Raw genomic sequence first — 13,486 nt, forward strand, 5'->3', positions numbered from 1 at the left:
GGAATTTTCGGGGGGAAATTCATGGCACGTCCATTGCCAACGACCAAGGCCCAAGTCTCGGGCCATAAATTTTTACGCCGGCGTGTGGAACACGGGCTCGTATTGGGCGATACCCGTATGATCCACGATCCGCTGGCTCGCCGCCGCAAGGCGATGATGTTCGGCGGAGTAGGAGTGGCCTTTTTAGCGGTCGGCTCGGGCCTTTTGGCTTGGCTGCAGCCGAGCCCGCAGCCAGGGGATGCGCCCATCGTGCGCTCGGAGCAAGGCCAGCTCTTCGTGGACGTCAACGATACGTACCACCCCGTCTATAACCTGTCGTCCGCGCGGATCATCGCCGGCGAGGCGGCCGAGGCGCAGACCATTGGGGACGAGCATTTGCGCGAGGCCTCGTTGGGCACGCCGGTGGGGATTTCGGATGCTCCCGGCTATTTGGCCGCACCGGGCGAGACCCCGCAGCGCTCGTGGGCGGCGTGCCTTGCCGGCCACGATGAGCAGCCCGCGGATAATCCCACCAGCATCGATGGCCAACAGGTGGCTCAAGAAGAGGTCATCGTGGTGGCGGATCCGCCGCAGGAGGGTTTTGGGGAGGAGCGCGCCGCGCTCGCAGAAACGGATGGTGTGCAGTGGCTGCTCACCGCGGACGGGCGCGTGCGCTTGCCCGATGCGCAGAGCACGGAGGGCCGGGTCATCCGCCGCGGGATTGGCATCGACGGGAGCACCCATTCCTGGCCCGTTCCCGCGGAGTTGCTCAATGCCTTTGCGGAGCAGCCGCCGTTGACGTTTCCCGATCCGCTGCCGGACATCATGGACACCGGGCAGGGTCAGTGGGCCCGGACGGACGACGGCGTCGCCGAGCTCTCCGCCACCCAGGCAGACATGTTGGTTAGCTACGGCGCGACGCGCAAAGAAGCCTCACCACAAGAGGTAGGCGCGCTTGCCGATGCCCCCTTAAACTTCCGCCTGCCCGCCACCACCTTCGACTTCGTTGGCCCAGATGAGGGCTGGATGTGCGCTGATAGCGATGGTGGGGCAGCGCTGGTGACTGAGAACCCCGGGACGGTAGCGCTCGCCGGAGAGGGTATAGCGGATCGTTTTGGCGGGCTATCGGCAGGAGGAGTTGGTGTGGATACCGGGCATGGCTACCACGTTGTCTCGCCTACGGGGCAGCGCCATGCGGTGGACAATAAGGAACTCTTAGAGGCCCTCGGCACCGGTATTGGGGCGGAGGTTCCGTGGGAAATCATCCGGCTTTTGCCAGAGGCTTCGCGCTTGGACCGGGACGAAGCCCTGCAGGTCAGCCCCTAGGCCGACTTGGGTCGGCGTAGCCCGCGGGCAACCGCCAGGCCCGTCAGCAGCAGGACTAACCCGCCGAGCACCCACCCGGTGCGGCTCGCCGCTGGGGAGTGTTCGTCTTTGGCGGGTTGGATAGTCAGATCGCGCGCGGGTGCGGCATATTCGCCATCGATATGGGTAAGGGCGGCGAGCGGATCGATGAAACCGTTGCCGGGCTCGCCGGCGGAAAGCAGCCGTTGACGTATATCGGCGGCGCTGGCGTCTGGGTAGCGCTCGGCTAATAGGGCGGCGGTGCCGCTGACTACCGGTGCCGCGAACGAGGTGCCGTGAAACTGTGCCAGGGAATCCTGTTGGTTCTTCCCGTCTGCCCAGCCACCGGCGGGATTAAGCGCTAAAGGGACGAAGCCGTGGGCGGCTAATTGTGGGCCATCGGCAGGCGTGAGGGAGTACTCGGCGAGTGCGTGGGCATCCTCTTGGGCGCTAACGGATAAAACGGTCGGTGAATCAGCGGGAAAGACGTGATCGCCTTCTTCGCAGGTGCCGGAGGAAATATTGCCGGAGGCTGCGATGACTACCGCGCCGGCATCTTCTGCGTGGCCGAGCGCCTCATCCAAGCGGGAGCTATCGATGCGCCGCGCGGTCTTCTCTGGAACGCAGGACACCACGGAAATATTGATCACCCGGGCGTTGTCCTCCACGGCATGATCGATGGCGCGGGCCAATGTGTCGAGCGAGCCGGTGGTGCTGTCCTCGTCGGACTCGCCGGCCGTGCCATCGTATTGGCGATAATGCGCGCTGGTTTGGCGGATGGCGCGGATCTCAGCGCGTGGGGCGATGCCAATATCGTGCCCGGAGATGATGCCGGCGACGACGGTGCCGTGCAGGTCGCAATCTCGGTGCGGATCCGGTTCTTCCGGAGTGACCAGGTCCGCGCCTGCGGTGAGATTCGGCAGCTGATCGTGGTGGGCAACGCCGGTATCGATGACGGCTACCTTTATGCCCTCGCCCGTGGCAAAGGAATGCAGCTGGGAACGGTAGGCGCGCTGGTCTGCGGAAGGTTCTGGCGCTAGGGGAGATGGATGCGCGGTGGCGCATTCCCGGTCCGGTTCCCGTGCGCCCGCGATGGGCGCGGTGGGAGCTCCTGTGATGAAATCGCCGGTTCCGGCGAGGACACATGCGGTAAGGGCGCAAGCAGCAAGCCTTGAACTGCCGTTGAACCCAGGTAGTGCGGAAAAACGACGCGAGCGGGTGTGGCCCATTATCCCAGCCCCCTGATGAGTTCGAAGATCCCGGCGAGGTGCGCGGCAAGCGGCAGGCAGGCGGCGATGGTGAGGGACTCAATGCGTTCGAACCAGGCGATGGTCGTTGGTTCCACCTCGCTCATTTTGGCCGTCCACAGTGGTGCGCTTAGCATCGCGGTAAGCAGGAGGGCCGCAACCACCGTTGGCGCCCAAGCGCCAGCAAGCCCATCTACGGCAATCGCATGCACGGCGCACAGACAGGCGGTGAGGCAGGCAACCATGGCGACGAGCATGAGAGCCCAGCTGGCAAGCACGCGCCCGTGACGCGCGGCGTGCATGACCACCGTTCCAGCAACGGAGACGCAGAGCGCTTGGACGAAGCCGAGCCCGGTTAATCCGGTGCCGAAAAGCACGGCGATGCGAGACCCGATGGTAGCGGCGGATCCCGCCTCGTCCACGGTCCCGTCCGTGGCCACGAGGGTGCCGGTGCCAGTGAAACTGAGCGCGATAAGGGCCGGGATGAGGCAGAGCGCGATTGCGCAGCAGATGCCCTCGTAGGCGTACCCGGCGCGGGTGGCGCGATTGTCCACATCGGGCTGGAGTTCATCAGAGACGGCAAGGTCTTGGCCCGCGGTGGGCAATTGCGGCACCTTGAGCCCCGCGGTGGCGATGGTCAGCGCGGGGGCGGTGGCAAGCACAATGACGCCTGCGATAACGGTGCCTGCGGCCGCCGCGGTACCGTGGCTCGTGCCGATGCCCGAATTTCCACTGAGCCCAGGAAGCAGGTAGCTCACGGACGCAATGAGCACTAGCCCGGCGATGGTGAGCGCGCCGGAGGTAATGCGTACCGTGCTTAACCGGGTGAGGTGGCAGGCCAATAACGCCGCGAGCAGGGTGGCGCTGGTGGTGAGGGCGGCATAGGGGGCATCGGCAAGCGCGGGCGAAATAAGTGCCCAGCCGCTCGCCGCCCCTGCCGCCAGGGTGAGCATGACAAGCGATAGCGCCCGCGTCCACAGTGCGAGCACGAAGGCCGCGATGGCGAGCCCGGCGCAGGCCACCGCTGGGAGCGAGAGTACCCAAGTGACGGCGAAGGCCGCGGCGAGCCCGGCCCACGCCCAGACGATGGGAATGGCGGAGGTGGTGTCGTCGCGGCTCTGGGCGGCGAGGGATTCGGCGGCGTCGCGGATTACGGGCGCGGGCCGCTCCTCGCGCGGGGCGAGCACCAGGATGGAGCCTTCCGCTAGCGGCGTGGCGGCAAGCGGTGCGGTGAGGTCGATGGTGCGCCCAGAGGCCGTGCTGGCGCGCCACGGCGAGGTGATCGCGGGTGCATCGACAAGGTCAGTAAGTTCTGCCATGAGCTCGCCGAGGCTGGAGCTTAATGGCAATGCCACGTCTGCTTCCTTGTGGAAGGAATCTGCGTGGATGCGGATGGTAAGGCGCATGTGATGCGCCGTTGGAGCGGTCATAATTCCCCCGAATTGTCTCATGATTGTGGGCATCCCCCTTGCCCAATGCCACATATTGTGGCTTACTGGTGGCGTCGTGTCCACCGCAGCGCGGGGAATCTTGGCAGGGGGCCAAGAGCGCTAAGCGTGTGGATCGGGGGAGGATTTTACCCATGCTTGGGATCGGGGAAACTCACATCGTGGAGCCATTGTCCATGCCGCTTCGGGACGCGCCACCGCCGCTTCCCACCGGCACCATCGAGGCAGAGGAAGTTCCGGAAGCGGTGCGCCCGCAGCCGGTGCCGCTGGTGCGCCTGCTGCTGCCCATCGTGATGATCGCCGCGATGTTGGGCATGGTGGCGCTGATGGTGTTGGGCGCGGGCGATTCGCGGCATATCAGCCCGGTATCCCTGATGTTTCCGCTGATGATGCTGGCCAGTATGGCCATGATGTTTGGGCCGCACAATAGCGGGCAGGACCCGGATGAAACCCGGCGGACCTACTTGCGCCACATTAAGGCGCTGCGGGAAAAGGCGCTGGATAATGCCGGTGCGCAGCGTGCGCACGAGTTGTATCGGCACCCGGATCCGGCGGGGCTGGAACCGCTGGTGGGATCGCGGCGCATGTGGGAGCGCGGGCCTGATGATCCGGATGCCTTGGAGGTGCGCGTGGGCACTGGGCCCACCACGTTGTGCACGCCCATCAACGTGCCTGATTCTGGTGCGACCGAGGACCTGGACCCGGTCTGTGCGGTGAGCATGCGCCAGGCCATCAAGGCGGTGGGTACCGTGCCGGATCTCCCGGTGGTGATCCAATTGCAGGCCTTTAGGTTTTTATCCTTTACCGGCGATAATGCCCGCGATACGGTGCGCGCCCTCGTCATGCAGCTAGCCCTGGCGCACGGTCCCGAGACCATCGGGGTTGAGGCCATCGGCGGCGAGTGGGAGTGGCTAAAATGGCTGCCGCATACGCGGGAGCCGGATAAGGCGCGGTTTCGCATTGTGCTTGTCGATGCCCTCCTTACCACCGGCACCGAAGACTTCTTCCACGGCGATTCTTATACCACCGTCATTGAGGTAGGCGGTGCGCCGTCATCCGCGTTGAGCCTGCGTGCGGAACAAGAAGGTTTGTGCCTCGTCGCGGCGGATACCCTGCAGGCGGTGACGGCCGCAGGCGTGGAAGAACTGGGAACACCCGATTATTTGGGCGCCGCCGCGGCCACGATTATGGCCCGCCGAATGGCGGTCTTCCGGCGCCCCGATAGCACCTCCGGGCGCCGGGGCAATGATTTGCTGGGGCTGCTTGGTTACAGCGGCGTGGATGAATTGGCCGCCAGCGGCATGTGGCACGGGCGCGATGGTGCCTCGCGGCTCATGGTGCCCATCGGCATCGATTCCATCGGGCAGCCGGTGACCGTGGATCTCAAAGAATCCGCGCATGGCGGAATGGGGCCGCACGGCCTATGCATCGGGGCGACGGGCAGCGGTAAATCTGAGCTCCTGCGCACCCTGGTGACCGCACTTGCCGCCACGCATAGCCCGGATGAACTCAATCTCGTGTTGGTAGATTTCAAGGGTGGTGCGACCTTCCTAGGCTGTGATCGCCTGCCGCATACTTCTGCGGTCATTACCAACCTTGAAGAAGAATCCACCCTGGTAGAGCGCATGTACGATGCCATTTCCGGGGAGATGAACCGCCGCCAAGAACTCCTGCGCACCGCCGGCAACTTTGCCAATGTGGGCGAGTACAACGCTTCTGCGGATGCCGTGCGGGACTATGGCCCCTTGCCGGCGCTGGTCATCGTCGTCGACGAATTTTCCGAGCTCTTGGGCCAGCACCCGGACTTCGCCGAGCTCTTCGTTGCCGTGGGGCGCTTGGGGCGCAGCCTCCACGTGCACCTTCTTTTGGCCTCGCAAAGGCTCGAGGAAGGGCGCTTGCGGGGGCTAGATTCCCACTTGTCCTACAGAATCGGCCTGAAAACCTTTTCCTCCGCCGAATCCCGCCAGGTCCTTGGCGTGACCGATGCCTACCACCTTCCCGGCCAACCCGGCGCCGGTTACCTGAAATCCGATGCTGAGGACCTCACCCGGTTTCAGGCCTCCTACGTATCAGGGCCGCTCGCGCGCCGGGCTGCACCTAGCTCGGGGATGCACGCGGCCACGGATCGGGATGGTAACTCCGCAGGCCCGCCACGCCGGGTGGAGCTTTTTACAGGATGGGCGCAGGACGATGCCGCTGCACAGAGTTCTCCTGCTGTGGTGATGGATGAATCCACATCGGTTCTTACTGAGGTGGTTCGCGCCGCCGGCGAAGAGGCCGCCGCGCGCGGCCAGGAGGCCCACCGCATTTGGCTGCCTCCGCTGCCGCCGGTCATTGAACTATCGTCCCTCGATATGGAGGGCGCGGAGTCCACCGCAGCGGAACTATCCGCGCCGATCGGGATTATCGATAGGCCGTACTACCAGCGCCAAGACCAACTAGTCATCGACTTTCACCAACACGGCGGCCACCTTGCCCTGTGCGGGGGACCGCAATCCGGCAAGTCCGGTGCGCTGCGCACGATAGTCTCCTCCTTGGCGCTTAACCGGCGGCCGGAAGATATCCGCTTTTATGTCATCGACTTGGGCGGCGGGCAGTTAGCGGCCCTAGACCGGTTACCGCACGTTGCCGGGGTAGCCGGGCGCGAAGAAGGCGAAAAGATCCGCCGCATTGTCGATGAGGTCGCCGGGTTTATTCGCCGGCCGGAATCGCGCGAGACCTTCTTGATTATCGATGGCTGGCACCACATCGGTCCATCCAATGCGGAGTTTGAGGATTTAGCCGAATCCATCACGGATATCGTTGCGGACGGTGCCTCCGCCAACGTCCACGTTGTCATCGCGACCTCCCGGTGGACCACGATGCGGCCGGCGATTAGGGATCTCATTGCGAACCGCCTCGAGCTGCGCTTGGGTGAGGCACTCGATTCGCTTATTGACCGCAAGCTGCAGCAAAAACTGCCCAGCGCGCCGGGCAGGGGGCTGACACAGGCGGGCGAAAATATGCTGCTCGCGCATACCTCGAATCAAGATATTGCCCATATCTGCCGCGTGCATGCGAACGCCGTTCCCGCCCCGCGCTTGAAGATGCTGCCGGCGGTCCTGACCCCAGAGGCGCTCGCCGCCCATGGCGAAGCACCTACTGGCGGCATCCCGTGGGGCATCGGCGGGCGCGACCTTTCCACCTTGGCGTGGAATCCGGAGCGCGAGCCGCACCTAGTTGCCATCGGCGCCCAAGGCTGCGGCAAGTCCAATTTCTTGGCACAGATAATGCGCGGGATTAGTAGCCTTCCGCGGGAGGCGGCGCGGCTGGTGGTCATCGATCAGCGCCGCGCCCACCTGGGCACGCTGGATCAGGACATGGTGGCGGCCTATGCCGCAACGCAATCAAGTGCGCAGGAGGCAATCGTTAATACCGTGCGCACGCTGGAACAACGCTTGCCGGGGCCGGATATCACCCCAGAGCAACTTGCCGCCCGCGATTGGTGGGAGGGCCCGGATATTTACGTGGTGATCGATGATGCGGACTTGGTCAGCGATATAGCCTTGGCACCCTTAATCGATCTTCTGCCTCATGCGCGGGACATCGGCTTGCACATGGTCATCGCCCGAAAATCCGGCGGCATTGGCCGGGCGCTGTTTGGCCAATTCTTTTCCGCGGTGCGCGATCTGCAACCCGCATTCCTGCTTTTCGATGCCGACCGCGACGAAGGCACCATCTTCGGCCTCAAGCCCAGCCACCAGCCGCCCGGGCGCGGGCAGTGGAGCATCCGCGGCGAAAACCTGGGAATCGCCCAGGTGGTTTACGGGGAAGGAGAAGAATAAATGTCTACAGAAACGCCTATCTCCGCAGCAACGGCAACGATTACGGTGACCGTTATGGATGCGGCCACCATCTTTGAAGGCCCAGAAACCGTGTACCGCTACGATCTTGCTGGGACCGGCATCGTAGAAGGCAAGGCACTCGGCCACGTCATGGACCAGATCGCGAAGATCGCTGGATCCGCTTGGCCGGACGTGGACGTATCCGTCATCGCGGATCCCTCTGGCACCGCCGTCTCCCGCGAGGCCGTCACCATTCTTACCCGCCAACTCGATGTAGCCGGCGCCCGCGTGCGACAGCAGGAAGCAACACCCGCACCGGAATCAACTCCAGCACGAGAGGCTGAATCGGCTGCGGGCGAGGCAGGGGCACCGTCGGCAGTAGCGGCGGCATCGGCACTTGCGGATGCCCTAGAATCCGCGCCCACCGCCCAGATGGATATTTCCACGGGCCGCACGGAAACAACGGCTGACCCGGGAACTGGTGCGCGAGCAGAAAAAGGGCAGGGGACAGGCACGCGGTGGGCCGATAAGCTGCGCGGCTGGATAGGTGCCATCGATATGTTTCATGTCGCCATCGTCGTGGTGATCCTCGCCGTCGTCGGCGCCTCGTGGTGGGCCATGGGGGCGAATGCGTCCGATAATGAGGACGGCGGCGAGGCCGGCACCGCCGCTGGAAGTGCCACCGCTGCGAGCGCCGCCGACTCCGTGCCAAAGGAAGAATCCGGTGGTGGCAGCGATGGCAACGCGGACGCGGCTGGCGACGCGGGCGGTGACGGCGAGCTCAACCCAGGCGAAAAGCGCCTTGATATCGAAGGGCTCTCCGTCGTCCTTCCCACCGGATTTCAGGCCACTGTGGAGGAAGGCCTAGTGACCGCCACAGGAGAAGACCCTGATTTAAGGATTCTCTTAGCGGCGGACTCGCTTTTTAACGTGCCGGCCAAGGCGCTCTTTGGTGAAATCAAAGCGCAGGTAGACAAGGATCCGGAACTGCGCGATGTATCCGAGGACGCAGGGCGTTTGCACTATATAGAAGACCCCGGCGATGGCTCCGTTGTGGAATGGACCATCTGGGAAGATACCGGGCACCACATGTCGGTGGGGTGCCATACCCGTCATAATGCCAATGCCGTGCAAAAAGCCGCGTGCCGGATGGCCACCGAATCCCTGAGTAAGAAATAAACAGAAAAGTTTTTAACGTCCCGGGAACCAAATGGGTCTGAGCACAGTCCAATAACGGTGAGAAAGCACAGAAGCTTTTTCGGGGGAAATCACACTCAACATCTCTTCCCGCCCTAAGGAGGGGCGCACTGTTATGTCTCAGACTTTTAAGACACAAGCCGATGTCATGGTCTCTACCGCCGGCCGCGTCGATAACACCAATGACGAAGTCCAAGGCGAGCTCACCCGCCTGCAGGGTGTAGTGGATTCTGTCCGCGGCAGCTGGGCCGGCCAGGCACAGGTTTCATTCGATAACTTGATGCAGCGCTACAACACCTCCGCGCAGCAACTGCGCGAGGCATTGACCTCGATTTCTGAAAACATCCGCAGCAATGCCCACAACTTTGACAACGTCGAAGCCGAAAACACCCAGGCCTTCTCCAATGTTGGCGGCGGCCTCGCCCTGTAACCCAGCCACCTCCACCAGCAACTTCGAAAGGAAGCATTTTTCCCATGTCCGAAATTAAGTACCAATTCGGCGCCATCTCTTCTGCCGCAGCCGATATCAACGCCACCTCCGGCCGCATCAACAGCACCTTGGCCGACCTCAAATCCCGCCTCCAACCCATGGTGAGCACCTGGGAAGGTGAGTCCGCAGTGGCTTATAACCAGGCACAGGCCAAGTGGGATAAGGCGGCACAGGAACTCAATACCGTGCTGGCAACCATCTCCAAGACCGTGTCCCAGGGCAATGACGCCATGAGCGATGTTAACCGCCGCGCCGCCGCTAGCTGGGGTTAACGCACCCTTGGCGGCATCTATCTAACCTGTTTCTTTAAAGCGCAATAGGGGAGTCGGGCGGTGCCCGTGCCCGTATCCATCCGGCAGGAGGCGAACGCAGCCGCCGTCTCCTTACCGCGCTACTTGCACAAACCGCCACATAGAACCTCTTTTACCGGTACCTCTTCTTCCTGGAAAGGTGCCGGTTTTGGCGTTTTGGTCTTTTACTCCGGTAGCGGCTAAAGTTGTAGCCCTATGTGTTCGCTCGTCGGCAAGCAGCTGGCGAAGCGCTTCCCGCAGGTCTCCACCGGCCGCTGTTGGGAAGCGAATGGATGCTTAGCGCTGGCCGGCAGTTCCGAGACAGACTTTCAAGGAGTCATTTTGTCTACTTTCCACCCAAAGAGCGGTGACATCACCCGCAAGTGGTACGTCATCGATGCTACGGACGTGGTGCTGGGCAAGCTTGCTTCCACCGTGGCAGACCTGCTGCGCGGCAAGCACAAGCCACAGTTCGCACCCAACGTTGACACCGGTGACCACGTCATCATCATCAACGCTGACAAGATTCACGTTTCTTCCACCAAGCGCGACCGCGAAATGCGCTACCGCCACTCCGGTTACCCGGGCGGTCTGAAGTCCATGACCCTGGGTCAGTCTTTGGACGCCAACCCGGTCCGCGTTATCGAAGAATCTGTTGCCGGCATGATGCCGCACAACAAGCTCTCCCGCGCTTCCATCAAGAAGCTGCACGTCTTCGCAGGCGATGAGCACCCGTACGCCGGTCAGAAGCCGGAAACCTTCGAGTTTAAGCAGGTGGCACAGTAATGGCTGAGCAGAACATCGACAACAATGTAGCCGAGGCTGCTGACATCGCTGCAGCAAGCGCCGCTACCGAAGAGTTCACCAACACCATCGGTGATTCGTTGGCTAGCGCCAACGCTGAGACCGAGGCAGAGGTTGAGGCCGCTGCTCCGGTTCACGAGGGTCCAATTCAGACCGTCGGTCGCCGTAAGCGCGCCGTCGCTCGCGTTCGCCTCGTTGCTGGCTCCGGCCAGATCGTGGTCAACGGCCGCGAGTTCGCTGAGTACTTCCCGAACAAGCTGCACCAGCAGGACATCCTCACCCCGCTGACCCTGCTGGACCGCGAGAACCAGTTTGACCTGAAGGTCACCGTTAACGGTGGTGGCCCGACCGGTCAGTCCGGTGCCCTGCGCCTGGCTATCGCTCGTGCACTGAACATCTACAACCCGGCTGATCGCTCCACCTTGAAGAAGGCTGGTTTGCTCACCCGTGACGCTCGTGCAGTTGAGCGTAAGAAGGCTGGTCTGCACAAGGCACGTCGCGCACCGCAGTACTCCAAGCGTTAATCTCGCTTCTATTGCGCGCGCAAGCGCCATACATTGCCGCTGCTTCCCATTCTGGGAGGCGGCAGCTTTGTCGTTTTATCGCTCTTGCCGATGCCCCCTTAGGTTGGGCCGGCCAAATCCCGCCTGGCCAGCCTCTTGAGGCTGAGCCGTGCGTGAGGCATAAGCGCTCAGCCGAGGCCGCGATGGAGCCCGCACGCCGCAGTGCACCACGGACTGTAGGGACAGAGAAAAGCCCGCCTCTCATCGCGGTGAGCGCTAATGCGCAGCGCGATGGAGGCGGGCTAGGGACCTAGAGCCTAGAGGAGAAGGCCGGTTAGGCAGGGAGATTATTCATCGTCTTCTACGGCCTTGCCCTTGATTTTCTTCTGTGCAAAGTCCTTGAGCTCGGCGCGGCGCTCTTCGCGGAGGGCTGCCTGCTCTGCGAGGTACTCATCCGATGCGTTGATGGTGTACCACTCATGGAGGTACGGGTCATTGTTTTCAATTTCAGCCCCGGCACCGTGGTTTTCTGGAACGGCAGAAGAGCTGAATACGAAGTCGCCATTGTGTTCTTGGAGGCCCAAGTGGGTGCCGCGCTCAATGGCGGCATGGGCATATTTCCTGCGCAGTATTGCAGGGTCGCGCGCCAAGTCCTTGCCCCAGGCCACCATGATGCCGATGAGGATGAAGGTAAACGGCAGCGAACTGGAGACCATGATGGATTGCAGGCCGCTCAGGGCATCCTTGCCGGCGATAAGCAGCAGAGACAAGGAAATGCCACCCAGGGCAACGCCCCAAATAACGGAAATCGATGTCGAGGGGATTGGTCGGCCTGATTGGGACATGGAGCCCATGACGTTGGTAGCGGAGTCAGCGGCTGTATTGAAGAAGACGACCACAGCGAGGAGGACGATGACCGTGGTGATACTAGATAGCGGCAGCGATCTCATGAGATCGAACATCACATTCTCGCCGGAACCTTCGATCTCGATTCCGTCTCCGTCCAGGTGGGTCTTAATTGCGGTGGCACCAAAGATGACGTACCAGAAAAGCGAAAGGGTGGTGGGCACGAGCATGATGACGAAGACGAATTCGCGAATGGTGCGCCCGCGGGAAATCTTCGCAATGAACATGCCGACGAAGGGCGACCAGGAAATCCACCACGCCCAGTAGAGCATGGTCCATGCGGTGACGAATTCCTTCTCCGGCTCACCCTGGGAGGCGGAGAGGGACATCATGTCTTCGAAGTGCTTGAAGAACTGCAGCAGGGAGGCGGGAAGCAGGTCCAGAATATAGAGCGTCGGCCCAGTGATGAGCACGAAGACCGCGAGTCCGATGACCAGGCCCATGTTGATATTGGACAGGATGCGGATGCCGCGCTTGATGCCGGACATTGCGGAAAGAATGAAAAGGATGGTGAGGATCGTAATGATCACCACCATGATTCCGTTGCCTTCGAGGGGCTTGCCGGTAAGGATCGAGGTTCCCGTGCGGATCTGCAGGGCACCGATACCCAGCGAGGTCGCCGTGCCGAAGAGGGTGACCAACACTGCGAAGATATCGACGATCTTTCCAAATACCCGGTTATTCGAATCCGTAATGAGGGGTTCAAATAGCGAGGAAATAAGCGGGATACGGCCGCGTCGATAAGCGGCATAGGCAAGTGCGCCGCCCACCAGCGCAAAGATCATCCACGGCAACGTAGCGTGGTGCAGAACCGCCTGGGCAAAGGCAGGAAGGATGGCTTCTTGGCTGCCGGATTCGACACCGGAGAGATAAGGCGGTGGAGTCAAGAATAGGGCAAGCGGCTCCATCGGGCCGTAGAAGACCAGGCCGATTCCCATACCGGCGGCAAAGAGCATGGCGATCCAGGCGTTCCGGGAGAAATCGGGCTTGGAATCATCGGCGCCGAGCTTAATTTTGCCGGTTGGGGCGATGGCGATTGTCAGCAGGAATGCCGTGGTGGCGATCATGATGATCGTAAAAAGCCATCCAAAGTTTTGGACGACCCACGCCCGCATGGTGCTTCCTGTGTTGGCCAGGTTATCTGGTGCGATGATGGCCCACAGGATAATGCCAACTGTTGATGCCAGCGCCACCGCAAAGACAGTTTTATTGGTCTTGAAATCGGCGCGGGTGTTTTCGACACTTACTCCGGGAATGAGGGCTGGATGAATAGCGCGTTCCCCAGAAGCGGCTTTCGCAATGGCTGATCGTGCCTTTTGCGAGGTAGTTTCAGGTGACTTGTCACCTGAAGATCTAGGTTCGTTCATCGTTGATCCTCTCTAGGGCAAAAGAGTGAAGTATAACCTAGCTAATAATTTCATATAAAAGCCAAAAAGTACGACTTTAAGCAAATT

At 61.9% G+C, this 13,486-nt stretch carries 10 protein-coding genes; 7 read left to right on the plus strand and 3 right to left on the minus strand.

The annotated features are described in order from the left end of the window. Positions 1-21 precede the first annotated feature (21 nt). The gene (gene eccB / locus CACC_RS02385; RefSeq protein WP_023028300.1) at positions 22-1,305 is read left to right on the plus strand and encodes a type VII secretion protein EccB; all 1,284 of its coding nucleotides are present in this window, start codon (positions 22-24) and stop codon (positions 1,303-1,305) included. Here eccB and CACC_RS02390 read toward each other — a convergent pair. Together CACC_RS02390 and CACC_RS02395 are read right to left on the minus strand one after the other, a co-directional pair. Further along, a complete protein-coding gene (locus CACC_RS02390; protein ID WP_005277104.1) occupies positions 1,302-2,552 on the minus strand; it encodes a S8 family serine peptidase in 1,251 nt (416 codons plus the stop codon). The two genes, eccB and CACC_RS02390, sit on opposite strands and share 4 nt — an antisense overlap. Beyond that, positions 2,552-4,000 (minus strand): ubiquitin family protein, encoded by a 1,449-nt coding sequence (locus tag CACC_RS02395; RefSeq protein ID WP_035108303.1) that lies wholly within the window; start codon positions 3,998-4,000, stop codon positions 2,552-2,554. The genes CACC_RS02390 and CACC_RS02395 overlap by 1 nt, the downstream gene beginning before the upstream one ends. Positions 4,001-4,152: 152 nt before the next feature. On the opposite strand from CACC_RS02395, the gene CACC_RS02400 reads away from it, so the two are divergent. From CACC_RS02400 to rpsI, 6 genes are all read left to right on the plus strand, one after another. Then, positions 4,153-7,842, plus strand: coding sequence for a type VII secretion protein EccC (locus tag CACC_RS02400; protein ID WP_005277109.1), 3,690 nt, complete (start codon positions 4,153-4,155; stop codon positions 7,840-7,842). Next, positions 7,843-9,021 carry a type VII secretion-associated protein gene (locus CACC_RS02405; RefSeq protein WP_005277112.1) on the plus strand — a complete coding sequence of 393 codons (1,179 nt, stop codon included), beginning with the start codon at positions 7,843-7,845 and terminating at the stop codon, positions 9,019-9,021. 133 nt (positions 9,022-9,154) lie between these two features. Continuing rightward, the gene (locus tag CACC_RS02410; protein WP_005277114.1) at positions 9,155-9,469 is read left to right on the plus strand and encodes a WXG100 family type VII secretion target; all 315 of its coding nucleotides are present in this window, start codon (positions 9,155-9,157) and stop codon (positions 9,467-9,469) included. A 44-nt stretch (positions 9,470-9,513) separates the two neighbouring features. Further along, complete coding sequence (locus CACC_RS02415; protein ID WP_005277116.1) at positions 9,514-9,801, plus strand: WXG100 family type VII secretion target; 288 nt, start codon at positions 9,514-9,516, stop codon at positions 9,799-9,801. Between the two features lie 360 nt (positions 9,802-10,161). Continuing rightward, positions 10,162-10,605 carry a 50S ribosomal protein L13 gene (rplM, locus tag CACC_RS02420; protein ID WP_034653789.1) on the plus strand — a complete coding sequence of 148 codons (444 nt, stop codon included), beginning with the start codon at positions 10,162-10,164 and terminating at the stop codon, positions 10,603-10,605. Beyond that, positions 10,605-11,147: a 30S ribosomal protein S9 gene (gene rpsI, locus CACC_RS02425; RefSeq protein WP_005277123.1), complete on the plus strand. Its 543-nt coding sequence runs from the start codon at positions 10,605-10,607 to the stop codon at positions 11,145-11,147. Before rplM ends, rpsI begins: the two co-directional genes overlap by 1 nt. 326 nt (positions 11,148-11,473) lie before the next feature. Here the strand turns inward: rpsI and CACC_RS02430 are convergent, their stop codons facing one another. Continuing rightward, the gene (locus CACC_RS02430) at positions 11,474-13,399 is read right to left on the minus strand and encodes a BCCT family transporter (protein WP_005277126.1); all 1,926 of its coding nucleotides are present in this window, start codon (positions 13,397-13,399) and stop codon (positions 11,474-11,476) included. Positions 13,400-13,486 lie beyond the last annotated feature (87 nt).

Origin of the sequence: Corynebacterium accolens (assembly GCF_023520795.1) — a bacterium.
Lineage (GTDB): Bacteria > Actinomycetota > Actinomycetes > Mycobacteriales > Mycobacteriaceae > Corynebacterium > Corynebacterium accolens.